Annotated in this window: 24 protein-coding genes; 7 read left to right on the top strand and 17 right to left on the bottom strand. The window is 57.0% G+C overall.

Annotation, left to right across the window (positions count from 1 at the left end):
• Nucleotides 1–114: 114 nt before the first annotated feature.
• Nucleotides 115–363 carry a hypothetical protein gene (locus tag ACP0GE_RS19100; protein WP_424833485.1) on the top strand — a complete coding sequence of 83 codons (249 nt, stop codon included), beginning with the start codon at nucleotides 115–117 and terminating at the stop codon, nucleotides 361–363.
• Between the two features lie 43 nt (nucleotides 364–406).
• Nucleotides 407–1,051, top strand: coding sequence for an SDR family NAD(P)-dependent oxidoreductase (locus tag ACP0GE_RS19095; RefSeq protein ID WP_424833484.1), 645 nt, complete (start codon nucleotides 407–409; stop codon nucleotides 1,049–1,051).
• Between the two features lie 62 nt (nucleotides 1,052–1,113).
• On the opposite strand, the gene ACP0GE_RS19090 is transcribed toward ACP0GE_RS19095, so the two are convergent.
• The 4 genes from ACP0GE_RS19090 to ACP0GE_RS19075 all read right to left on the bottom strand — a co-directional run bounded on the left by ACP0GE_RS19090 (nucleotide 1,114) and on the right by ACP0GE_RS19075 (nucleotide 3,627).
• Entirely contained in the window at nucleotides 1,114–1,956 is an 843-nt protein-coding gene (locus ACP0GE_RS19090; protein ID WP_424833483.1) for an ATP-binding protein, read from the bottom strand.
• 118 nt (nucleotides 1,957–2,074) lie between these two features.
• The gene (gene tatC / locus ACP0GE_RS19085; protein ID WP_424833482.1) at nucleotides 2,075–2,950 is read right to left on the bottom strand and encodes a twin-arginine translocase subunit TatC; all 876 of its coding nucleotides are present in this window, start codon (nucleotides 2,948–2,950) and stop codon (nucleotides 2,075–2,077) included.
• Nucleotides 2,947–3,405 (bottom strand): Sec-independent protein translocase protein TatB, encoded by a 459-nt coding sequence (gene tatB, locus ACP0GE_RS19080; protein WP_424833481.1) that lies wholly within the window; start codon nucleotides 3,403–3,405, stop codon nucleotides 2,947–2,949. Before tatB ends, tatC begins: the two co-directional genes overlap by 4 nt.
• Before the next feature lie 6 nt (nucleotides 3,406–3,411).
• The gene (locus ACP0GE_RS19075) at nucleotides 3,412–3,627 is read right to left on the bottom strand and encodes a twin-arginine translocase TatA/TatE family subunit (protein ID WP_424833480.1); all 216 of its coding nucleotides are present in this window, start codon (nucleotides 3,625–3,627) and stop codon (nucleotides 3,412–3,414) included.
• A 221-nt stretch (nucleotides 3,628–3,848) separates the two neighbouring features.
• On the opposite strand from ACP0GE_RS19075, the gene ACP0GE_RS19070 reads away from it, so the two are divergent.
• Complete coding sequence (locus ACP0GE_RS19070; RefSeq protein WP_424833479.1) at nucleotides 3,849–4,154, top strand: hypothetical protein; 306 nt, start codon at nucleotides 3,849–3,851, stop codon at nucleotides 4,152–4,154.
• A 21-nt stretch (nucleotides 4,155–4,175) separates the two neighbouring features.
• The gene (locus ACP0GE_RS19065) at nucleotides 4,176–4,847 is read left to right on the top strand and encodes a helix-turn-helix transcriptional regulator (protein ID WP_424833478.1); all 672 of its coding nucleotides are present in this window, start codon (nucleotides 4,176–4,178) and stop codon (nucleotides 4,845–4,847) included.
• Between the two features lie 64 nt (nucleotides 4,848–4,911).
• On the opposite strand, the gene ACP0GE_RS19060 is transcribed toward ACP0GE_RS19065, so the two are convergent.
• From ACP0GE_RS19060 to ACP0GE_RS19015, 10 genes are all read right to left on the bottom strand, one after another.
• Entirely contained in the window at nucleotides 4,912–6,084 is a 1,173-nt protein-coding gene (locus tag ACP0GE_RS19060; RefSeq protein WP_424833477.1) for a peptidoglycan DD-metalloendopeptidase family protein, read from the bottom strand.
• A 61-nt stretch (nucleotides 6,085–6,145) separates the two neighbouring features.
• Nucleotides 6,146–6,796 (bottom strand): protein-L-isoaspartate(D-aspartate) O-methyltransferase, encoded by a 651-nt coding sequence (locus ACP0GE_RS19055; protein WP_424833476.1) that lies wholly within the window; start codon nucleotides 6,794–6,796, stop codon nucleotides 6,146–6,148.
• Nucleotides 6,793–7,575, bottom strand: coding sequence for a 5'/3'-nucleotidase SurE (surE, locus tag ACP0GE_RS19050; RefSeq protein WP_424833475.1), 783 nt, complete (start codon nucleotides 7,573–7,575; stop codon nucleotides 6,793–6,795). Before surE ends, ACP0GE_RS19055 begins: the two co-directional genes overlap by 4 nt.
• A gap of 118 nt (nucleotides 7,576–7,693) precedes the next feature.
• Nucleotides 7,694–8,779 (bottom strand): ABC transporter ATP-binding protein, encoded by a 1,086-nt coding sequence (locus tag ACP0GE_RS19045; RefSeq protein WP_424833474.1) that lies wholly within the window; start codon nucleotides 8,777–8,779, stop codon nucleotides 7,694–7,696.
• Between the two features lie 96 nt (nucleotides 8,780–8,875).
• Nucleotides 8,876–9,988 (bottom strand): hypothetical protein, encoded by a 1,113-nt coding sequence (locus ACP0GE_RS19040; protein ID WP_424833473.1) that lies wholly within the window; start codon nucleotides 9,986–9,988, stop codon nucleotides 8,876–8,878.
• 2 nt (nucleotides 9,989–9,990) lie between these two features.
• Nucleotides 9,991–10,770 carry an SDR family oxidoreductase gene (locus tag ACP0GE_RS19035; protein WP_424833472.1) on the bottom strand — a complete coding sequence of 260 codons (780 nt, stop codon included), beginning with the start codon at nucleotides 10,768–10,770 and terminating at the stop codon, nucleotides 9,991–9,993.
• Between the two features lie 160 nt (nucleotides 10,771–10,930).
• Entirely contained in the window at nucleotides 10,931–11,620 is a 690-nt protein-coding gene (locus ACP0GE_RS19030) for a hypothetical protein (RefSeq protein WP_424833471.1), read from the bottom strand.
• A 96-nt stretch (nucleotides 11,621–11,716) separates the two neighbouring features.
• Nucleotides 11,717–12,067 (bottom strand): SnoaL-like domain-containing protein, encoded by a 351-nt coding sequence (locus tag ACP0GE_RS19025; protein WP_424833470.1) that lies wholly within the window; start codon nucleotides 12,065–12,067, stop codon nucleotides 11,717–11,719.
• Complete coding sequence (locus ACP0GE_RS19020; RefSeq protein WP_424832553.1) at nucleotides 12,064–13,134, bottom strand: IS4 family transposase; 1,071 nt, start codon at nucleotides 13,132–13,134, stop codon at nucleotides 12,064–12,066. The genes ACP0GE_RS19025 and ACP0GE_RS19020 overlap by 4 nt, the downstream gene beginning before the upstream one ends.
• Nucleotides 13,135–13,335: 201 nt before the next feature.
• Nucleotides 13,336–15,012 (bottom strand): hypothetical protein, encoded by a 1,677-nt coding sequence (locus tag ACP0GE_RS19015; protein ID WP_424833469.1) that lies wholly within the window; start codon nucleotides 15,010–15,012, stop codon nucleotides 13,336–13,338.
• A 138-nt stretch (nucleotides 15,013–15,150) separates the two neighbouring features.
• On the opposite strand from ACP0GE_RS19015, the gene ACP0GE_RS19010 reads away from it, so the two are divergent.
• The 3 genes from ACP0GE_RS19010 (at nucleotide 15,151) to ACP0GE_RS19000 (ending at nucleotide 19,310) form a co-directional block, all read left to right on the top strand.
• Nucleotides 15,151–16,758: a peptide chain release factor 3 gene (locus ACP0GE_RS19010; RefSeq protein ID WP_424833468.1), complete on the top strand. Its 1,608-nt coding sequence runs from the start codon at nucleotides 15,151–15,153 to the stop codon at nucleotides 16,756–16,758.
• Nucleotides 16,759–16,806: 48 nt separating this feature from the next.
• A complete protein-coding gene (locus ACP0GE_RS19005; protein ID WP_424833467.1) occupies nucleotides 16,807–17,748 on the top strand; it encodes a glycosyltransferase family 2 protein in 942 nt (313 codons plus the stop codon).
• Nucleotides 17,749–17,930: 182 nt separating this feature from the next.
• Nucleotides 17,931–19,310, top strand: coding sequence for a DEAD/DEAH box helicase (locus tag ACP0GE_RS19000; protein ID WP_424833466.1), 1,380 nt, complete (start codon nucleotides 17,931–17,933; stop codon nucleotides 19,308–19,310).
• Here ACP0GE_RS19000 and ACP0GE_RS18995 read toward each other — a convergent pair.
• From ACP0GE_RS18995 to ACP0GE_RS18985, 3 genes are read right to left on the bottom strand one after another with little or no spacing between them, the layout of a single operon-like run.
• Nucleotides 19,307–20,209 carry an EamA family transporter gene (locus ACP0GE_RS18995; protein WP_424833465.1) on the bottom strand — a complete coding sequence of 301 codons (903 nt, stop codon included), beginning with the start codon at nucleotides 20,207–20,209 and terminating at the stop codon, nucleotides 19,307–19,309. The two genes, ACP0GE_RS19000 and ACP0GE_RS18995, sit on opposite strands and share 4 nt — an antisense overlap.
• Nucleotides 20,210–20,230: 21 nt before the next feature.
• Nucleotides 20,231–21,133: a fatty acid desaturase gene (locus tag ACP0GE_RS18990; protein WP_424833464.1), complete on the bottom strand. Its 903-nt coding sequence runs from the start codon at nucleotides 21,131–21,133 to the stop codon at nucleotides 20,231–20,233.
• Nucleotides 21,126–21,329 (bottom strand): DUF2061 domain-containing protein, encoded by a 204-nt coding sequence (locus ACP0GE_RS18985; protein ID WP_424833463.1) that lies wholly within the window; start codon nucleotides 21,327–21,329, stop codon nucleotides 21,126–21,128. The genes ACP0GE_RS18990 and ACP0GE_RS18985 overlap by 8 nt, the downstream gene beginning before the upstream one ends.
• Nucleotides 21,330–21,411: the final 82 nt, after the last annotated feature.

The raw sequence follows: 21,411 nt of genomic DNA, 5'->3' as shown, positions 1-21,411 counted from the left end.
TGGTTCCGGATTAGGCAAAGCGCGAGTTCCGCTTTTATTCCCTGTGCCGTTTTGATACCCGACCGGCATACACCACTCACCAAAAGGGTCCGGCGCTTGCCCGGGCCGCAGAACATGCCAAACGCAACAGTCAAAGCCACAGCAACCCAGACGGGGGTGCTGAAAAAGAACTCGGTCTCAGTCCTGGGCGTTTATGGCCCAAAGGCGGACATGCGAGCGTTGATGCGGATGTCTTCCGGACGCGTGAAAAAAGTGAAGATCGGCAGCCGCGTTGCCTCGGGCACCGTTGTTGCCATCGATGAGGACGGCATCGTGCTGCGACAAAGCGGCCAGACGAGGCGCATGACCATCCCCGGCAGTTGATCGGGCCTTGACGCCCTGCCCCGCGTCGGGTCAAACCGCTTCCATGACCGATCAGACCAAAATTGCCCTTGTCACAGGGGCCTCTCGCGGACTGGGCGCGGCGTTGGCCGAGGCGCTTGTGCCAGATTATCACATCGTTGCCGTCGCCCGCACCACCGGCGGGCTTGAAGAATTGGACGACCGTATTCAGGCCAAAGGTGGTTCAGCCACATTGGCCCCCATGGACATCACCGACCCGGATGCCATGGCCACACTGTGCCGTGGTATTCATGATCGTTGGGGCAAGGTCGACCTGTGGCTACACACTGCCGTTCATACCTCAGCCCTGACACCAGCGCATTTTGTTGACCCGAAAGAATGGACAAAAGCGGTTAACACCAACGCCAATGCCCTTTCCGTGCTGATCCCCTATGTGTCCCCGTTGCTGGGGGAACCCGGGCACGCCGTGTTTTTTGACGATCCCAAGGCGGGCGAAAAATTCTATGGCATATATGGTGCCACCAAGGCAGCCCAGATGGCTCTGGCACGTAGCTGGGCCGCGGAAACGGAACGCACCGGGCCTCGGGTCTCGATTGTTGAGCCTGCCCCAATGCCAACAGCCGTGCGCGCCCGTTTCCACCCAGGCGAGGATCGCGACGCACTGACGTCACCTGCAAAAGAGGCAAAGCGGATATTGGCGCTGCTTTAGGGAATGGCCCATACGGGCCATGCCTCCGGCGGGGATATTTTTGGCCAGATGAAGCGGGTGGATCAGGTGATATGGATGCCGTTGCGCCCAGCGAGATCGACGAAGAATTGCCAAGCCACGCGGCCCGACCGCGCGCCGCGTGTGGCCTGCCATTCTATGGCCTCGGCCCGAAGCGTTTCCGCTTTGACAGCCACTCCATAGGCCGCGCAGTAGCGATCGATCATGGCCAGATACTCGTCCTGATCGCAGGGGTGGAAGCCCAACCAAAGGCCAAAGCGGTCGGACAGTGAAACCTTTTCCTCGACCGCCTCGGACGGGTTGATCGCGCTGGAGCGTTCGTTTTCGATCATGTCCCGTGGCATCAGGTGGCGGCGGTTTGAGGTGGCGTAGAAGACAACGTTTTCCGGGCGCCCCTCGATACCACCGTCCAGCACAGCCTTAAGCGATTTGTAATGCTGGTCATCATGGCTAAAGGACAGATCATCGCAAAACAGAATAAACCGATGCGGAGCGGCGCGCAGGTGGTTCAGCAGGCGCGCGACTGATCCCATATCTTCGCGTTGCAGCTCTACCAGCTTGAGGTCGGGATGCTCCGATTGCAACGTGCCGTGGACAGCTTTGACAAGGCTGGATTTGCCCATCCCCCGCGCACCCCAAAGCAGGGCGTTGTTGGCCTTGTAGCCCGCCGCGAACCGGCGGGTATTGTCCAGCAAAGTGTCGCGCGACCGGTTGATGCCCACCAGCAAATCCAGATCAACACGATTGACTTGCGTGACCGGTTCCAGCCTGTCTGGATCGACATGCCAGACAAAGGCCGGGGCGGCCGCGAAATCCGGAGCTGCCAGAGGGGCTGGTGCCATACGCTCAAGCGCATCGGCGATACGGTTCAGGGCTTGGTCATCCATTTGGGCCTCCGGTCATGTCTTCCGGATTTCAAACCATGTTCCGCCTGTCGCAACAAGAGCCGGAATCGAAAAAGGCGCGCCTGTAAGGGGCGCGCCTGTTTCTCAGAATTCAACGGGCTTACTTGCCGCTTTCTTCCTGAATGATGTCTTCGTCAGCTTCGGCTTCGTCATCATAGTAGCCATCGGCCCGCAATTGTTCCTCGCGTTTTTTCTCGACGCGGGCGACGAGGAAGATGGAAATCTCGTACAGCCCATAGACCACGACGAACAGAATAACCTGAGTGATCACGTCTGGTGGTGTAACGATCGCGGCCAGAACCAGAATACCGACCACAGCATATTTGCGCACCGCGCCAAGACCTTCGGCGCTGACCAGCCCGGCCTTACCCATCAAAGTCAGCAGAACCGGCAGTTGAAAACACAAGCCAAAGGCAACGATGAACTTGATTGTCAGGTTTAGATACTCCTGCGCCGAGCCCTGGAACACCACGCTCAGCGGTGCTGCCGTGGCGTCATCAACAACCGCCTCGCCCTCGGTACCGAACTGCTGGAACCCTAAAAAGAAGTCATAGGCCAGCGGTGTGACGACATAAAAGGCAAAGCTGGCACCCAGCAGGAACATGAAAGGCGACGCCAGCATGAAAGGTAGAAAGGCGTTCTTTTCCGATCGGTAGAGCCCTGGCGCCACAAACCGCCACATCTGCATCCCGATGTAAGGAAAAGCCAGAATGAACCCGCCTAACAGCGAGACCTTGATCGCGACAAAGAACCCTTCCTGCGGAGAGATGAAGATCAGCCCGCAATCCTGGCCCCGCTCGGTCAGGACCCCACACAAAGGCTGTGTGAGAAAGTTGAACAGCGGAGTGGCCACGGTAAAACAGATGATCATGCCGACCAGAAACGCCACAACGCAGTGAATCAGCCGCGTGCGCAGTTCTGTCAGATGTTCGATCAATGGGGCCGAGCTGTCCTCGATCTCGTCGGTCTTGGTCATGTCTTGCTTTCGGTTTTCAGCGCGGCTTCGGCCTCTTCCGCCTTAGCCAAAGCGTCGGCGGCTTCCTTGGCTTTGCGCTCGGCGGTTGCCCGCGCGGACGTAGCCTGAACTTTCTTGGCCTGTTCGGCACGTTCCGCAGCCAGTTTACCGGTTGCGCTGTCCGGATCGTATTTGGTTGGGTCGATGCTTTTGGCCATATCCGCCGCCGCCTGCTTGACACCATCCATGGCGGTGTTCACAGGGTTGGTTGCCGCATTCAGGCCCTTTTTGATCTCGTTCACGCCGGCCTCATCCGCCGCTTCGTTCATCGCATTGCTGAACTCACGCGCCATACCGCGTGCCTTGCCGACAAACCGGCCGACATTACGAAATAGCACCGGCAGGTCCTTTGGACCCACCACAATCAAAGCAACGATGCCGATGACCAGAAGCTCGGTCCAGCCCAGATCAAACATGCGCGGTTACGCCTTGTCTTTGTCGGTCTCGGGCGTGACGTCTTTGGCCAGTTCGGACGCATCCTGCTCCAGCTCGTCCGCGCCCTCTTTGACGCCGCGTTTGAACGATGTGATCCCCTTACCAACTTCACCCATCAGCGAACTGATCTTGCCACGGCCAAACAGCACCAGAACCACGACGGCGATCAGCAACAGACCGGGAAGGCCGATATTGTTGAGCATGTTTTTTCTCCTCTTGAGTCGACGTCAGATGCGCCGGATATCCGATTTCGGTCTGTGTTTACGCCTCGAAAGCGCGCCACGAAAGGGAACGCGGCGGATTCCAGGGTCAAAATTGACGTGATTACGCACATTCTCTGATGTCGACATTCACAACTGACAGGTTTATGTCAGTTGTGAACAGCTAGGAAGACGACATCGAAACCTGGTCAACGGAGAACCACATGACCCATGTCGCAGAAATCGTCACCTTCACACTCGCCAACGGTGTCACATCTGAGGAGTTTGTAAAACTCAGCCAAGCTTCCGAGGCCTTCGTTCGCGCCGCCCCCGGCTTTGCCCATCGGCAGCTCAGCCAAGGTGCGGACGGCCGTTGGACAGACTATGTCGTCTGGACTGATATGAAAGCCGCGCAGGACGCCGCCGCGCAGTTCCCACAACAGGACTGCGCTGCAGGCATGATGGCCGCCATCAACTCCGAAAGCGTCCAGATGCGTCACGAGAGTGTTTTATGGAACATGACCGCCTAACCGCGGTCCGGACGGCGTGTCATGCGCCGCACTGACCGCCTGTTCGATATCATCCAGATCCTGCGCGACGGTAAACTGCACCGCGCGCAGGATATCGCGGACCAGCTCGAAGTGTCGGTCCGCACCATCTATCGTGACATGGACACTCTGGTCGCCTCAGGCGTTCCCGTCGAAGGGGAACGCGGCGTGGGATACATGGTGCGAGAACAGATCACCCTGCCTCCGCTGAACCTGACGCCCGCCGAACTTGAGGCGCTGAATCTCGGCATGGCCATCGTGGCCGAGGCGGCCGATCCCGACCTCAAGGCAGCAGCCGAAACACTCGCCGACAAGATCGACGCCGTGCTGCCAACGCAGGTGGTGGCCGAGGCCGACGCCTGGAAATTTGCCGTCTATCCCTTCGCAGATGCCGCGCGTGGGCTGGCGCACATGGCCCCGATCCGCGCCGCCATCAAATCCCGCCAAAAACTGCACCTAACATATCGCCGCATCGACGGCGCCCTGACCGAACGCACCATCCGCCCCCTGCATATGGAATACTGGGGCCGCGTCTGGACGCTGACCGCCTGGTGCGAGCTGCGCGACGCCTTCCGCGTCTTCCGCATAGATCTGATCGAAACGGTCGCACCCCTGCCAGAGCTTTTCACCGACGAGCCCGGAAAACGCCTGAGCGACTACGACCCGGATAGGTGATCCAATCTTCATCTGGCCAAAAATATCCCCGCCGGAGGCATGGCCCGAAACGGGCCATTCAACCTCACCTCAGGTAGGGCTCGGGATCGACCGACTCAAATCCTTTGCGCACTTCGAAATGCACATAGGCATTGTCGCCCCCACGCAGCGCTGCAATCTTCTGCCCGCGCCGCACCCGGTCCCCCTTTTTGACTGTGATATCCTCAACATTGGCATAAACCGTCAGCAGGTCGTTGTTATGCTTAACGACGATGATCGGCACCTGATCCGCATCCGCCGTAATCGCCGCAACGGTTCCCGCTTCGGCCGCCTGAACTGCGGTGCCGGGCGCTGCGGCGATGTCTATGCCTTCATTCTTACCTTTCTCATAGGTACGGATAATCCGGCCGGAGACCGGGAATGCAAGGGCAGAGTTCGAACTGTTGGTTGGTGCCTCAGCCGTAACATCCGGCGCCTCGGCGACGGGTTCGACCTTTTCTTCCGGCAGCGGTTGGGTTGCACTGGGTGGGGTCGGCGTTGGCGAGCCCTGCCCGGGTTGCGTCACGTTGTCGGCAGCAGCAGGAGCCGCAGCTACCGCTGCACTGGGCTTTGGCGCAGGCTGATCCTTGACCGGAATCAGCAGGTACTGATCTTCGCGCACCGTGAAGTCCGAACCCAACCCGTTCCATTCGGCCAAAGACTCGACCGAAACCTGATAAAGGCGCGAGATCGTATAGGCCGTTTCACCCCGTTTGACCTTGTGGCGGATCGGCTCGGGCCCTGCAACAACCGGAGCGGGCGCAGGCTGAGCAGGTTTCAACGCCGTTGTCTGCACGGAACCAGTGTTCGGCGCTTCATCGATCGCGGTCCCTGCGATTGTTGCGATATCCACCGAAGACGGATCTCCTCCAACAGAACGCGGCAAGGCAAGAACCTCGCCGTCGCGCAACGAGTCATTGGGTTGCAACCCGTTAAACCGGGCCAATTCTGCAACCGGCAACCCCACACGCGCGGCAACGTCGCCAACCGTATCCCCGCGCCGCGCTACGACAACCTGATAGTTCGGATAGGTAATCACACCGCGCGCATCCGGTGCCGGGCGGCTGGCGGTCGCGGCCTGAACCGCATCGGTGGTAGAAAAGCCACCGACGTTGCCGCGAAGGTCGTAGTCAAGCGGACCTTCACACCCGGCAAGAACCACACATGCGGCCAAAGCCGTCGTGCATCGACGCATGGCTGATTTGGAAACTGCTCTCATATTACTGTCCTCAACACCTGCCCCTGTTTTCCGGGGTTATGGCGCACCTGCATAATCAGTTTTAGGCCCCATCCTTCCCCAACCCCTCTAACAGAGGTACAAAGCGGACGGGTAACAATTCGTCATAGTCCAGCCCGTTTTCAGTGCGCGTGACCCGGATCAGGGTCTGCACCGCGTCCGACTGGCCCACCGGCAACACCATGATACCGCCGATTTTAAGCTGCGCCAAGAGCGGGCCTGGCGGATCTTCGGCGGCGGCGGTCACAATGATGCGGTCAAAGGGCGCCTGCTCGGGCAAACCAAACGACCCATCCGACAGCATCGAGGTCACATTGGTCAGCCCCAAGTCGCGAAAAATCTGGCTGGTTTCCTGCACCAGCCGCTTGTGGCGCTCGACCGTGTAAACCCGTCGCGCCAATTTCGACAGAATGGCCGCCTGATAACCAGACCCAGTACCGATCTCCAGAACTGTATCCCGCGACCGCACCTGCAAGGCCTGCGTCATCAACCCCACAACCGAGGGCTGGCTGATCGTCTGCCCACAGGTAATGGGCAACGGCGTATCTTCATAGGCACGCTCGGCAAACAAACCTTTGACGAACAGCCCCCGGTCCACTTGCTCCATCGCCGCCAGCACTCGCGCATCCGTCACCCCGCGCGAGCGCAGGGCAAACAGGAACTGCATCGTTCGTTCTGGAGTCAGCCCGCTCATTCGATCGTCTTCAAGGCCTCCAACGCATCATGCGCCGTCAGGTCCGCCCGCATTGGCGTGACCGAGATATATCCCTCCAGATTGACCGCGGCATCGGTCCCGGGCGCGGTCGGGTTGTGCTGATAACCGCCTTTGATCCAAAGAAACTTACGGCCCGAAGGTGAGCTGTGAGGCTCGACCCCGTAATGCGATTCACGTCGAAACCCCTGAGGGGCCACACGTGTTCCAAGCACCTCGCCCGCTGGTACCGGCGGAAAATTAACATTGTAGAACAGGCGGTAGTCGGCCTGCTCATCCGGAGTGGCATCCAGAATCCTGCGGATCAGATCAGCCCCATAACGGGCGGCGGCCTCGAACGGATCATCCAAGCCCAAATTGCGCGGGCCGAAGAATTGCGACAGGGCGATGGCAGGAACACCCTGCAACGCCGCTTCCATTGCGCCACCTAACGTCCCGGAATACAGCGCATTTTCAGCAGAGTTATTGCCCCGGTTCACACCCGACAGCACCAGATCGGGCTGCGCGTCTTTCATTACATCGTGCAGACCGGCCAAAACGCAATCTGCAGGTGACCCTTCGGCTGCAAACCGGCGTTCGTCCAGCTTGGCCACCATCATGGGATGCGTATAGCTGATGCAATGCCCGACACCTGATTGTTCAAAGGCCGGGGCGACGATCCAAACCTCTCCATCGGGTCCTGCCAGATCGGCGGCAATCGCCTCGAGCGTGATCAACCCTGGTGCATTTATACCGTCGTCGTTTGTCAGAAGAATGCGCATGCCCGATCCACCCCTGTTTTGCTCTTGATAGACGCAGCCCAACGCCGCGGCAAGCAACGTACGCGTCCAATCTGAGGCATTCGCGCACCACTTGACCAGAAACTGCCGGAAACCTCAGTTAAGTCGGGAAAACAAAGCACTTGTCGCGGCGAATGGTTAGCCACATTACCCGCCCCGGCTTGGGGACAAAAACGTTCGGAACCGTCGCCTTGAGCGTTGAACCGTTATGGTCCATGCGAAACTCGACAAGGCTTTCATTGCCCAGAAAACGAGCGCGCTCAACCACCCCACGCGCAGCAACCCCATCCGTGGCAGTCGGGGAAGGCCCCTTGCCACCCCGGTCGAAATCCAAACGGACATGCTGAGGCCGGAACACGATTTCGACATCGGTGCCGTCAGGATAACCCGGCGCAAGAAACTGACCAAAAGGCGTTTGCGCCAATGCCCCATTAACTTGCGCCTGTAGGACGTTGATATCGCTGAAAAATGAAACTGCCGCCTTGTCGACCGGTCGGGTGTATACGTTGTATGGGGCACCCTGCTGAACGATTTTGCCCCGACGCATCAGTGCGATTTCATCGGCCATGCGCATCGCTTCTTCCGGCTCATGCGTCACCAGTAAAACGGCTGCATCTTCTTCCTTGAGGATCGCCAGCGTCTCATCCCGGATGCCATCGCGCAAACGGTTGTCGAGACCGGAAAAAGGTTCGTCCATCAACATGATACGCGGACGCGGCGCCAATGCGCGCGCCAGTGCCACGCGTTGCTGCTCACCCCCCGAGAGTTGATGCGGGAACCCGTCAATGAAGCGCATCAGATCAACTTTTTGCAGCAGCTCCTCGACCCGGGATCGCTTTTCCTCTTTGCTGCCTTTGAGGCCGAAGGCAACGTTGTCGCCCACGCTCAGATGTGGGAACAGGGCAAAGTCCTGAAACATCAGGCCAATCTCACGGCGTTCCGGCGGCACGCGGAACACAGTGTCACAGATCAGCTTGCCGTCGACATAAATCTCACCCGCGCTTTGCATTTCGACCCCGGCGATCATGCGCAGCGTTGTAGACTTGCCGCAACCGGATGGCCCCAACAGGCATGTTACCTGCCCCGCCTGTACGGTCAGTGATACGTCATCCACCACCGTCCGCCCTTCGAACCGGGCGAAAAGGTTACGAATTTCAAGACGTGGCGGCGTTGCGTTGCCTGTCACCGATGGACCCCATTGCCTTACCCGATCAAATCCATCGGGCTTGGGCGGGGATAGCAACCCCGCCCGCCGGGTGCAAGGCATCAGAGATTACCGAGTTCAGGCCAGTAATTCGAAATCAACACCGGCGCGCACGCACCCGTTGACCTGAATTTCAAGCCGGTGCTTTCCGGGTATCAACCGGAATGTGGTCGCGTCGCCTTTTAGCTTATGACGCTTGCTCAATCGCAAGGTACCGTCGTTCAAACGTGCCTGCTTGAGCTTGTGAACTTTGGGCGAGATTTTCCCTCCAGGTCTTTGGAAGTGAACGATATAATCCACAAGAACCGGTTGATTCGCGGCACCGGTCAGAATGACATCAAAGGTCAAAGCATCCCCAATCCTTGCATCACCGTTGATCTGAACATCCGCCTGAAGCGGAACGTCGGGGTCATACCCAAGGGCCTTCATCGCACGCGGATGCCCCGCTTTCACCAACCCACGCAAGGCATGAGACGTCATCCATTGCAGTTCAGCATCCTCCTGCCGATCCGCCTTTTGCCAAGTGTGCAATGTATCCAGAACCAAATCGGGCTCTTTCTTGGTGATGTCATTCAGGTGATTGGCAACGGATCGGGTTACATAGCGCGTGTTATCGTCATGCAGACGATCCAGAAGCGGCAGCGGATCGTGCAGCGCCAATCCGACAGCCTGCCCCCATGGTAGCCGGGGGCGTGTCCCCTCGCTGACTAGGCGACGCACATGATAGCTGGAATGACTGCACCAATCGTCCATCTTTTTCATGACGAGATCAGGATGGGCATTCAGAAACGGACGGATCGCCCATTCCATCGAAAACCTCTGTGTCAATTCGGACAGCACATCCAGCGCAAGTTCGGGGTGATCCAGCCCGACCGACACGACCCACTCGCCAAGCGGCGCAAAGATGAAGTCACCAAAGTCATCATCCGTTTTGTTTGGATCAAGCGGAGGCGGCAGCGCGCGCAGGATCACTGGCGCAACCTCCGGCAGCGCTCCGGGAACAGCGGCCTGCAGGCATTCCGCAATCCATGCCATCCGCTCCTTCAACTCAAGATCCGTCAGGCGTGACATGACGGCGCGCTGAAAGGCCTCGCCATCAAATCCATCATCAACATCGGAAAACAAATTACTGAGGTAAAGCGTTTTTTCCGCGTTGAACAATTGATCTTTCAAAGAAAATCCTTGCGCCATATCTACATCGTCAGATTGGTTGCGCCGCCGTCCAACAGGATATTCTGACCAACAATAAATCCGGCATGCTGCGAACAGAGAAACGCACAGGCTGCGCCAAATTCTTGCCGGGTTCCATAGCGGCGTGCCGGAATCGTTGCCTCGCGTTCCGCCCGGGCAGTTTCGACAGGTATTCCCTTTTGCGCCGCAACGCCGCCGTCCAATGAAACCGCACGATCGGTCGCGTGAATGCCAGGCAGCAGATTGTTGATCGTCACCCCGCGCGGCGCAACCTGACGGGACGTTCCGGCGACATATCCGGTCAGCCCGGTCCGCGCCGCATTTGACAAACCCAACGCAGGGATCGGCGCCCGAACAGACTGCGAGGTGATGTTCACCACGCGACCCCAGCCCTTATCCATCATGTCTGGCAACAATGCCTTCATGAAGGCTATTGGCGTCAACATATTGGCGTCGAGCGCCTTGATGAAGTCGTCACGATCCCAGTCCGACCACAGCCCCGGCGGAGGTCCACCGGCATTTGTCACAAGAATATCAACACCCTGTGCCGCTTCTATAACCTGCGACTGCCCCTCAGTCGAAGTGACATCACAGGCTACGGTTTGCGTATCCACACCATATTCAGATCTCAGACGCGCCGTCTCAGCTTCCAGCGCTTCAGATCCTCGTGCATTCATCACCAGGTCCACACCGGCCGCTGCCAACGCTTCGGCGCAGCCCAGCCCCAACCCCTTGCTACTGGCGCAGACCAGCGCCCGTTTTCCGCGAATTCCAAGATCCATTGTAACTTCCTTGCTAGAGTTTCCGGCACTTTTGAGACAGGCACCCTATATGCCAGAGAAGAGAATATATTCATGCCAGAGAAGAGAATATATTCGAAGGCGACCAATTCCACGGATATATTCGCCACCACACGATACCCTTACGTCTTCACGCGTTCTTCTAGCTTCCGGCACTAACCGAATAAATTTCGCCCAAGACTTCAGATAACCCAAGTAAGCCATTGTTTTCACTTGACCATCTATCGCTTTGAAGCAGTGCCTTGACGTCTTCAGCACATTTGTCACTGGCGCATTTGTTTGCGTCCTTCATTGTCGCCTCGTAGTCGGACAAAGCAAATGCCTGGGTCTCAACCCTGCCCAAATCGATTTCCAGCCGGCTCCTGATTTCAGGAGTTAAATCTTCGGAATACGTCTCAAAAAAACGTCCCAATTCGCGGGCTAATCGCTGGTTAGACCGTCGTGCTGATCGAACGGAACGCATGACCTGGCGATGCATTGATCCAGACAGCTTTCCTGTCTTCTCATAAGCCTCAACGGATTTGGACATGCGCGTGTTCAATGTGGCTATCTTTTTCTGCATAGCCTCAGTCTTGTTCAAAAGAGACTTTGTCTCAGAGGCCAAACGGTTCGGTGAGGTTTGTGAATCGTCCCCGCTGTTACCCTCATCAGTCAAGTCATCGACAGATTCCTTAACATCCTTTTTTTCGTCACAGGTCGTACAGCCGCCCGTCACTCCCGGCAGCTCAGGATAGGTATGACCCGGATGCGCGGAAGCAACGTGAGCCTGAAATGTAAACAAAAAAACAACACTCAGGAAAGCCGGTGACCAACTTCTGGAAAAATCGTTCATTTCGCTTTTCAAATCCTCAAAAATCTTTATGCCCAGGCAGAGGTTTCGAATTAATAGTCGCCCCCCGCCTGAGCAGATCAGAATTGATTGTCAGCGTCAGTAGAAAAACTCTTCTCGAATGATTTTTCCGTTCGCGACGTGATAAATAGCCACTTCACGCATATCGAAACTCTCTCCGCTCTCCTTCATCTTGCCCTGCACTTCAAAAATTACAGCGAAACGGTCATCGCCGTGCAAAAAGGGATCGCTAACCGAGCCTCCGGTTACTTCGGTAGAGTTTTCCCACCAATCATGCTTGCCACGGATGGCGTCCAGCCCATGGGCCTCGCGGCCCATTCCCTGCTGATCCGCAGCCTCTACCGATACGGCATCCGCTGCATACAGTTTGTCCAGATTGGCCTTGGCGCGGTTTTCCCGGCAACCCGCAACCCCCTGTGCACGACTCATGCGATTTTATGTCTGAGTTTGGGCCAATGTCGGAAGGCTTGTTCTGGATGGGTTCGCAAGAGCCTTCTGATTTCGTCGAGGCCGATGCGGAAGATGGACTTGGCGTACCTGCCATGTGATTTTCTGGGGCGCTTTTGGGTGCCAAGTTTCTTGGATGCCATCTTCGCCGCCCATGCCATGGCGAGGGCGACAATCCCGATGAGCAAGCTCAACTTTTTCGCGATTGAGAGCCGGGTGTCCTCCAGGTTGAAGCCTTTGGTTTTTGCTTCCGCGAACAGGCATTCGATGGCCCAACGTTGGCTGTAAGTGGTTAAGGCATGGTGGGCTGGACGGTTCGTGGCCACGATCAGCAATTCCTTGCCCTTGAGACGCTTGGCAGCAAAGTTCAACCACATCGGATCGGTGTCCCCTGCTGCTCCGAAGTGGGCGGTAAAGGTCCGCTTTCCACGGCAGGTGCGCAACAGATTTCGCAAGCTTTGCCGGGTGCCATCTTCGCAAGTGACATACTGGTTCGACTTTACGCGAATGATGAAAGGAACATCCTGCTCATGCAGGAAAGTCAGCCAATCAAGGCCGATGAACTCACGGTCCGCCAAGAGACACTTGATGCTTTTGGCTCCGAACAGGCCCAGATAACGTTTCATCAGTGCAATGCGTTGTTTGGTGTTGCTGTTGCCCGCCTTGCCCAGAACCGTCCACATCAATGGCACCCGATACCGGCGCGTGGCAATGGCAAGAACCAGCAGGTTGATCTCTTTGCGCCCGATCTTCCAATTGGTGCGATCAAGGCACAGGTTCCAGCTTCCGGAGAGCCCGAGCATCCGGACCACAAGGCGTGCAGACCAATCTTCCCTCAGATCAACATACTGGAAAAAACGCTGCAAGCGGCGGTAGGTGCTTTCAACCTTGGCCTGTGTTGGCATCTCGCCGCTGATGTGGCTCAAATTGACCGTTCGAACGCTGGCAATGCCGATCACCAAAAGGCAGAGCGTTTCAAGGCGGCTATTGCTCAGCGACAAACACTCGGATAGCTTTGCCGAGAGGGTGTCGATCGCTTTTCGGATCATGGGATGCTCCATCGCAAACTGAAGAATCCCAACCAAAATCACAGATCAGCGCCCTCAACCATACCTACTGTCGTGTACAGGGCCCGCAACCAATTCTTCGGCAATTTCTTTCAAGCCCATTGGTCCACTCCAGATTTTGTTCACTATATGTTCTTATATATCGTTTCCTTGCCTCATACCACCCCGGAAAAATGGGGTCCTCTACGTTTTCCGGCACCGCTTCCAATATCCGACAAGTTCTTTCAGGTTGGTGAGGCCAGAACTCTCCGGCCATTCCGCAAGCTTTATCAAATCTCCAAACAGCGCCAGATTGTGGGCTGGTATCGTGTCGTTCGGCATTACCGTCAGATCCCCTTCCCCACGGGCATGAAGCCTGTCGATTACCGCCGAGATATACCCCTGCGGAACTGTGTTCTTTGGGATATTCGCGACCGTGTCTTGGAGATAATCCACAAAATGGCGGTAGACCTCTTTGTGCCTCGAACCAGATCCTTCTGGTTCTGCTGGAATATCCGTTTCCGAAACAAAGAAACGGCCTCCAACCGAAGGGCGCAGGGCGACCTTTGTCAGATTGGCCCGGTTCTCGGCAGTCGCCGCCTTTTTTTCATCGTCAAATGGGATGTCGATCAATTCGGGATGCAGGTTGTACATGGTATCATACAGCACCTGACCCGATCTTACCGCCGCGTTGCTAAGCGCAGCGGTGCATTGATAGGCTGCTTGCCCTGTCAAAGGTAAAATGGCGACGTTGTTTCTGGGCCGCATTCCGCCATGGCACCGCGAGCGGTACTGCCGGAAATACCCCAGCAATGGCTGCTGATAATATGCTGTCCGATCCTCCAGCGCCCTGATCGAGGTTTTGACGTCCTGCGCCCAACGCGCTTTGTCACCATACATGTAGCTTCCATAGAAACCCTTCTGAAAATCCAGATAGCTGTCTATGTCTGCCTGATCATAAATGCCGCGCAGCCCCTCGCCTGCTTCACCGCCACAAACGATCTTCCTGGGGTCCAAGAGTGCATCAGAAAAGCGGATCGTCGCGTATTGCCCCAAACTGCGGTTGCGCCACAGATCAAGTAATTGCTGAGGTGATCTGAGATACGGTTTGGAAAACCTGTTCTGCGGTTCAAGCTGCCATTCAAGCGAGTCAGCAACGAGATTTGCCACTTCCTCGTCCCTTTCAAAGTTCGGCCCGCTTGTCGTGACATACCTGATTTTGGGGTCATGGGCTTGAACCGCCTCTTCCCCGGCAACTTTCAGGAAACCGACCACAGCCCTTGTATCCAATCCGCCCGAAACATCGGTGCTGACCGCGGCGACGCCCGACTGCAAAACCGTTGCCGTTCTGTCTCGCCACAGCGTCAGGTACGATTGCAATGCGGTGTCATAGGTATCGATCAGTGGCAGCCGGCGCGGACGCAGTTCCAAACGTTTGCCCGAGATGACTATTTCCATATCAGAGGGAAGAAACCGTATCTCTTTTAGTACCGTTTCCTCACACAATAGCTGCTTGAAATTCACGTTGCGGGTAAACCAGGCCGCCAGATGGTGCCGCTGGATATGTAAGCGGATACCATTCGCCTTTAGATGTTCTGCAAGCTGGATGAGCGAGTTCGATACAGCCCAATTCTCACCATCTGAAAAGTAGAACAGCCGCATATGGCCGGAAAAGTCGCTGCCAATGGTGATTTGGTCCGCGTGGCGCCTGAACAAAAGATAGCAACCATCTTCTCCGCTGCCCAGAACGCCACCCGCTGAAAGGAACTTTTTTGCCCCGCCGGGGCCGAATACAAAGTCGGCTCCGACAAAGCAGTAACCCTGAAAGTAAAAGTCCGGTAACTCCTGCCAACTGGAAAAAACACAATAATCGTTTTCCATTAGGATCGCTTCTCTGGTCGGTTCTGGGCGCGCGGCCCAGTTTGTAAAGGCTTCGATACCGGCTTACAGACTATTCCAATGGCACGCACCCCTCTAATTTTCTTGCGTCGCCCCACCAGCTTACCTATATGCGCGCTCATGCTTGATACCGCCTCGAACCAACCCGTTTTACCGCCCGAGATCGCCCGACGCCGGACGTTCGCTATCATCTCGCACCCGGATGCGGGTAAGACGACTCTGACCGAAAAGTTCCTGCTGTATGGTGGCGCCATCCAGATGGCCGGTCAGGTGCGCGCCAAGGGTGAGGCGCGGCGGACACGTTCGGACTTCATGCAGATGGAGAAGGATCGGGGTATCTCGGTCTCGGCCTCGGCGATGTCGTTCGATTATGGGGATTTCCGGTTCAATCTGGTGGATACCCCCGGCCACTCGGATTTCTCCGAGGATACCTATCGCACGCTGACCGCTGTCGACGCCGCAGTGATGGTGATCGACGGCGCGAAAGGTGTGGAAAGCCAGACGCAGAAACTGTTTGAGGTCTGCCGCCTGCGAGATCTGCCAATCCTGACCTTCTGTAACAAGATGGACCGCGAAAGCCGCGATACGTTCGAAATCATTGACGAAATTCAGGAAATGCTGGCCATCGACGTCACGCCCGCCGCGTGGCCCATCGGTGTTGGTCGCGATTTCATCGGCTGTTATGATATGCTGCGCGACCGGCTGGAACTGATGGACCGCGCCGACCGCAACAAGGTGGCCGAGAGCATTCAGATTGACGGGCTGGACGACCCGAAACTCGCCGAACACGTGCCCGCGCATCTGCTGGACAAGCTGTTGGAAGAGGTCGAGATGGCGCGCGAACTTCTGCCCGCTCTGGACCCGCAGGCGGTACTTGAAGGGCACATGACCCCGATCTGGTTCGGTTCAGCGATCAACTCGTTCGGTGTGAAGGAGTTGATGGAAGGTATCGGCGCCTATGGCCCGCAGCCGCAGATCCAATCGGCTGAGCCACGTCAGATTGCACCGGATGAGAAGAAGGTCGCCGGGTTTGTCTTCAAGGTGCAGGCCAACATGGACCCCAAGCACCGCGACCGGGTGGCCTTTGTCCGCATGGCCTCGGGCCATTTCAAACGCGGCATGAAGCTAACCCATGTGCGGTCGAAGAAACCGATGGCGATTTCGAATCCAGTTCTGTTTCTAGCCTCGGATCGGGAACTGGCCGAAGAGGCATGGGCTGGCGATATCATCGGCATCCCAAACCATGGTCAGCTGCGTATCGGTGATACATTGACCGAAGGTGAGGCGATCCGCGTCACAGGCATCCCCTCTTTCGCACCAGAGCTTTTGCAAACCGTGCGCCCGGGCGATCCGATGAAGGCTAAACATTTAGAAAAAGCCTTGATGCAATTTGCCGAAGAAGGGGCGGCCAAGGCGTTCAAGCCCTCGATCGGTTCCGGCTTTATCGTGGGCGTCGTCGGCGCACTGCAGTTCGAAGTGCTCGCCAGCCGGATCGAGATGGAATACGGCCTGCCGGTGCGCTTCGAGGCGTCTCAGTTCACCTCGGCCCGTTGGGTCAGCGGTGAGAAGGCCGAGGTCGAGAAATTCGTCAACGCCAACAAGCAGCAGATCGCCCATGATCATGATGGCGACATCGTCTATCTGACGCGGCTGCAATGGGATATCGACCGCGTGGTGCGCGATTATCCGGCGCTGAACTTGACTGCGACCAAAGAGATGATGACCTAGATCAGCGGCTGGCCTAACGTTGGCCGAAACGGCGACAACAGGCAGCAGATGACAGGGGATCAACCAACCTGGGGCGTAGTATCCACAGTCCGGGCCTCTGCCCGGGACATCTTGCGCTTTGCCGCGCATCATCTGGAGCTTGGGGCAACCCGGCTTTACCTGCATCTGGATGAGCGCAACTCAACGGCGCAACGGCCATTGAAAGACCACCCACAAGTCAAACTGTCCGTCTGCAATGATGCCTTTTGGCAACGCCGAAACCTCCAGAGACCGGACACGCATCAAAGACGGCAATCTGTGAATGCCACACATATCTACCGTCACACCGATCTGGACTGGTTGACCCATATCGACGTGGATGAGTTTCTATGGCCAACTGCCTCGATTAGCGCCCTTTTGCAGGCTGTTCCAGAGAATGTCCCAGCTATACGGATCCGCCCGATAGAGGCGCTGGCAGCCGGAGATGACCTTTACAAGGCCTACATTCCAAAAGGCCCGAAACGCTATTCTCTGGTTGAAAAAATCTACCCAAACTATGGCCCCTTTCTGCAAGGCGGGTTTCTGAGCCATACCCAAGGCAAACTGTTCGTGCGCACCGGAATGCCAAATATCAGCGACCGCATTCACAACGTGTTTCAAAACAACCAGCTTTTGCCCTGCAAGACTGAGCTTCCGCAGATCGAGCTTTGCCACAGACATGCGCCGGATTGGGAGCACTGGATCGCACATTACCGGTTCCGCATGGCAAAGGGTTCATACAAGCCTGATATGGCCCCAAATGTTCCGCGCGAACGCGGGGGGTTAAACAAAAACGAGCTTTTCAGTTGGATTGAAGAAGAGTTGGGCACCGAAGGCCTTCGTGCGTTTTTTGATGAAATCAGCGCCGTGCACCCGGCGGTGATGCAGCGCCTGAAAGATCATGACATGATCCGCCACAGGCCCTTGAATCTGGACCGAAAGGTCGCGAAACACTTCCCCGGAAGTCTCTGAATTGTTGCGGAAAACCGCCGGTGCGGCAACTCGGCACCAGATTAAGCGGACTTCATTTGACCCTGTGCCACGATTTTGTTATGTCCGCGCCCAGCCGAAACGCGCATGGGGCGCATGGCCAGGCTGGCCCGGCATGATGTAGACGTGCGGGCCAAGTCAAGTGTCCGCAAAACCGGACATATATGACAAAGTTTAACGAACTGAACCTGAACCCGAAGGTCCTCAAAGCTATTGAGGAAGCCGGATACGAAACCCCAACTCCGATCCAGGAAGGCGCGATTCCACCGGCGCTGGAAGGCCGTGATGTGTTGGGCATCGCCCAAACCGGCACCGGCAAAACCGCCAGTTTTACCCTGCCGATGATCACGCTGCTGGCCCGTGGCCGCGCGCGTGCACGCATGCCCCGCTCGTTGGTGCTGTGCCCCACGCGGGAACTGGCCGCGCAGGTGGCCGAGAATTTCGACACCTATTCCAAGCACCTGAAATTGACCAAGGCGCTGCTGATCGGCGGCGTCAGCTTTAAGGAGCAAGAGGCGCTGATCGACCGTGGCGTCGACGTTTTGATCGCCACGCCGGGCCGCCTGCTGGACCATTTCGAACGCGGCAAGCTGTTGCTGACCGGCGTTCAGATCATGGTGGTGGATGAGGCCGACCGGATGCTGGATATGGGCTTTATCCCCGATATCGAACGCATCTTCTCGCTGACACCATTCACCCGTCAGACCCTGTTCTTCTCGGCCACCATGGCCTCCGAGATCGAACGGATCACCGACACCTTCCTGTCTGCGCCTGCGCGGATCGAGGTTGCCCGTCAGGCCACCGCGTCCGAGACGATCGAACAGGGCGTGGTCATGTTCAAGGGTGGCCGCCGTGACCGTGAGGCTAGCGGAAAGCGCAAAGTCTTGCGTGCGCTGATTGATGCTGAGGGTGAGAAGTGTACAAACGCAATCATCTTCTGCAACCGCAAGACAGATGTGGATATCTGCGCGAAATCGCTGAAGAAATACGGCTACAACGCCGCCGCCATTCACGGCGATCTGGACCAGTCGCAGCGGATGAAGACGCTGGATGGATTCCGCGATGGATCACTGCGTCTGCTGGTTGCCTCGGACGTGGCGGCGCGCGGCCTCGATATCCCCTCGGTCAGCCACGTGTTCAACTTCGACGTGCCCGGCCATGCCGAGGACTATGTTCACCGCATTGGCCGTACGGGCCGCGCAGGGCGTGAGGGCAAGGCTGTCACCATCTGCTCGGGCCGCGACGAAAAGGCTCTGGATGCGATTGAAAAGCTGATCCAGAAGGACATTCCGCGCATCGACAACCCGGTCAAAGAAGAACCCAAGGCCGAGAAACCGAAGCCCGAGAAGAAAGCCAAGCCGGCCGAAGGCAGAAAGAGCGAAGGCAAGAAAGATCGTGAGCCCAAGAGCCGCGGTCGTGGTCGTCGCGATGATGGCGGTCCGGCAGTCGTGGGCATGGGCGATCACATGCCCAGCTTCATCGCGCTCAGCTTTGAGGAAAGGCGCACGGGCACTTCGGCTTTGGCCGAAGCCGACGCGTCTTAAATCGCCAGAACCAGCGCCAGAATCGACAGGCCCAGCAAGGCCATCCCGGCGACCTCTCGCCGGGTGATGCTTTCGCGGAAAAACAGGATCGACGCGAACAGGCTGAGGATCAACTCGACCTGCCCCAACGCCTTCACATAGGCCGCGTTTTGCAGCGTAAATGCAAAGAACCAGCAGAATGAACCGCTGAGGCTGGTAAGGCCGACGAATACTCCGGTACGCCGCGTCTCCCAAACCGCGCGCAGCTCGGCCCGGTCGCGCCACAGCAGCCAGAGTCCCATGCTGAGGAACTGGAAACTCACCACCACCGCCAAGGTCACCAGCGCCCGGAACCAGGCGTCAATATCCCCAAGCTCCAGCGAAGCCCCGCGATAAGTGACCGAGGAAAAGGCAAACAGCACCCCGGACCCCAGCCCAAGGCGTGAGGCTTTGTTGGTCAGGTTACGCCACCAAACCCCATCCCCGCCGGGGGTTTTCGACAACAACAGAACCGCCATAAGCCCCAGTAGAATGGCACCCAACGCACCGGTTGAAACCTGATCCCCAAGGATGAGGAACCCCACAATAGCAGTTTGAATAACTTCGGTTTTCTTGAAAGTAATCCCGACGGCAAAGTTACGCTGCTTGAACAAGGCCACCACACAGATCGTCGCCAGAATCTGCGCGGTACCACCGATCACCGCAAACACCCAGAACCGGGCTGTCAACGGTGGCAGCTCAAACCCCGTCAACCGCAACGCGACGAACAGGCCCAGCAGCGCCAGAGGCATTGAATACGCAAACCGTGCAAAGGTCGCACCCGCCGCCGACAGCTTCACACTGCTTAGCGATTTCTGCAGCATGAACCGCACGGTCTGAAATGTCGCGGCGGCGATGGTGACGGGAATCCACAAACTCATGGCTTCCCTTCTGTCGTTAAATCACCCCTTTGGCCAGAGCGGATGCGCCACCGGGTCTTTCGCGCGCCAGAAATACTTACGGAAAACCTGACCGTAGGACGTGTAAACATAGGCTTCGTTACAGGCCAGATACCGCTCTTTCCCGGCGCGATAAAGCGCTGGCAAACGATACCAGGGCGCGCTTGGATTCATGTGATGAACAACGTGCAAATTGTTGTTTAAAAATAGAAAAGCTAATGGACCCCTGTCTTCAACAATGACGGTTCGGGCTCGGGACTTCTCGTGCGCACGATGCTCAAGGAATGTTCTGATCTTGACCAGCCCCAGCCCTGCATAAGCAGACAGCACATAGGCCCAAACCGGCATTGCTGACTGAGAGACGATCCACAGAACCGTAATCACCCCGGGTATATGCAGCGTCCAGGCGAGCCAGATCGCCTGATCGCCCCGCATCGCACCAAGCCATTCATCACGCAAAAAAACGATCTGACCGATTGCAGGCCCCAGAACCATGCGCCCTACCAAAGTGTTGTTCACGCCCAAAAGCCGCTTCTGCCAACCAGTCAGACCATTCCAAACCCCAGGGTCCAGATAATTGGATTCCGGGTCATCATAAGGGTCAGTCAGGTTGGCATCCTGGTGATGCGCCAGATGCAAGTCCCGAAACCTGTTGAACGGAATAAATAGGGTCAGGGGCAGCGCCATTAGCGCCTCATTCAGCCATTTGCTGTGGAACGGATGTCCATGTAGTGTCTCGTGCGTTAGCGAAGAATGCAGCGCAGCGATCATTCCCATAGCGGGCACAGACAGCCAAATGGACCAGTTGGACAGCCAGAATATAACTGTCAACCAGGCCGCATAGCACGCGACGATCAGGGCAAACGTTCCCCATTCCGGGGCTTCGGGTGTCGTAGGATCAGCCATTGCGCCCCCACGAGATTCCGGCCCAGATTCGCTCGTAAACCACATACATCGTCAAACCGATTGCGGTATTCACAACCGCCAGCGCACCGCCAAAAGCAGCCGAGCCTGTGGCGATCAGACCCACAAGCGCCATGACCGCCAGCCCCATTGCATTCCAAAGGATTGCTTTCACGACAGATCGTTGTCGCGTTTCCATTCCGGACCCCATTTGTTTTTGTTGTCTAAAAATCGTTACTTAACAGGTGTCCTGTTGGGAATTCTGAATATGATTAACAAAA

Source organism: Ruegeria sp. (assembly GCF_965243365.1).
GTDB lineage: Bacteria > Pseudomonadota > Alphaproteobacteria > Rhodobacterales > Rhodobacteraceae > Ruegeria.
Note: the sequence above shows the minus strand (reverse complement) of the source record. Positions and strands in the feature narration are given on the sequence as shown.

Coding starts and splice junctions, on each gene's coding strand:
- ACP0GE_RS19095 (WP_424833484.1), top strand. CDS start 407: ATGACCGATCAGACCAAAATTGCCCTTGTCACAGGGGCCTCTCGCGGA.
- ACP0GE_RS19060 (WP_424833477.1), bottom strand. CDS start 6,084: ATGAGAGCAGTTTCCAAATCAGCCATGCGTCGATGCACGACGGCTTTG.
- ACP0GE_RS19000 (WP_424833466.1), top strand. CDS start 17,931: ATGACAAAGTTTAACGAACTGAACCTGAACCCGAAGGTCCTCAAAGCT.
- surE (WP_424833475.1), bottom strand. CDS start 7,575: ATGCGCATTCTTCTGACAAACGACGACGGTATAAATGCACCAGGGTTG.
- ACP0GE_RS19065 (WP_424833478.1), top strand. CDS start 4,176: ATGCGCCGCACTGACCGCCTGTTCGATATCATCCAGATCCTGCGCGAC.
- ACP0GE_RS18990 (WP_424833464.1), bottom strand. CDS start 21,133: ATGGCTGATCCTACGACACCCGAAGCCCCGGAATGGGGAACGTTTGCC.
- ACP0GE_RS18995 (WP_424833465.1), bottom strand. CDS start 20,209: ATGAGTTTGTGGATTCCCGTCACCATCGCCGCCGCGACATTTCAGACC.
- ACP0GE_RS19040 (WP_424833473.1), bottom strand. CDS start 9,988: ATGGCGCAAGGATTTTCTTTGAAAGATCAATTGTTCAACGCGGAAAAA.
- ACP0GE_RS19025 (WP_424833470.1), bottom strand. CDS start 12,067: ATGAGTCGTGCACAGGGGGTTGCGGGTTGCCGGGAAAACCGCGCCAAG.
- ACP0GE_RS19090 (WP_424833483.1), bottom strand. CDS start 1,956: ATGGATGACCAAGCCCTGAACCGTATCGCCGATGCGCTTGAGCGTATG.
- ACP0GE_RS19015 (WP_424833469.1), bottom strand. CDS start 15,012: ATGGAAAACGATTATTGTGTTTTTTCCAGTTGGCAGGAGTTACCGGAC.
- ACP0GE_RS19020 (WP_424832553.1), bottom strand. CDS start 13,134: ATGATCCGAAAAGCGATCGACACCCTCTCGGCAAAGCTATCCGAGTGT.
- ACP0GE_RS19005 (WP_424833467.1), top strand. CDS start 16,807: ATGACAGGGGATCAACCAACCTGGGGCGTAGTATCCACAGTCCGGGCC.
- ACP0GE_RS18985 (WP_424833463.1), bottom strand. CDS start 21,329: ATGGAAACGCGACAACGATCTGTCGTGAAAGCAATCCTTTGGAATGCA.
- ACP0GE_RS19055 (WP_424833476.1), bottom strand. CDS start 6,796: ATGAGCGGGCTGACTCCAGAACGAACGATGCAGTTCCTGTTTGCCCTG.
- ACP0GE_RS19070 (WP_424833479.1), top strand. CDS start 3,849: ATGACCCATGTCGCAGAAATCGTCACCTTCACACTCGCCAACGGTGTC.
- ACP0GE_RS19100 (WP_424833485.1), top strand. CDS start 115: ATGCCAAACGCAACAGTCAAAGCCACAGCAACCCAGACGGGGGTGCTG.
- ACP0GE_RS19075 (WP_424833480.1), bottom strand. CDS start 3,627: ATGCTCAACAATATCGGCCTTCCCGGTCTGTTGCTGATCGCCGTCGTG.
- ACP0GE_RS19030 (WP_424833471.1), bottom strand. CDS start 11,620: ATGAACGATTTTTCCAGAAGTTGGTCACCGGCTTTCCTGAGTGTTGTT.
- tatB (WP_424833481.1), bottom strand. CDS start 3,405: ATGTTTGATCTGGGCTGGACCGAGCTTCTGGTCATCGGCATCGTTGCT.
- ACP0GE_RS19010 (WP_424833468.1), top strand. CDS start 15,151: ATGCTTGATACCGCCTCGAACCAACCCGTTTTACCGCCCGAGATCGCC.
- tatC (WP_424833482.1), bottom strand. CDS start 2,950: ATGACCAAGACCGACGAGATCGAGGACAGCTCGGCCCCATTGATCGAA.
- ACP0GE_RS19035 (WP_424833472.1), bottom strand. CDS start 10,770: ATGGATCTTGGAATTCGCGGAAAACGGGCGCTGGTCTGCGCCAGTAGC.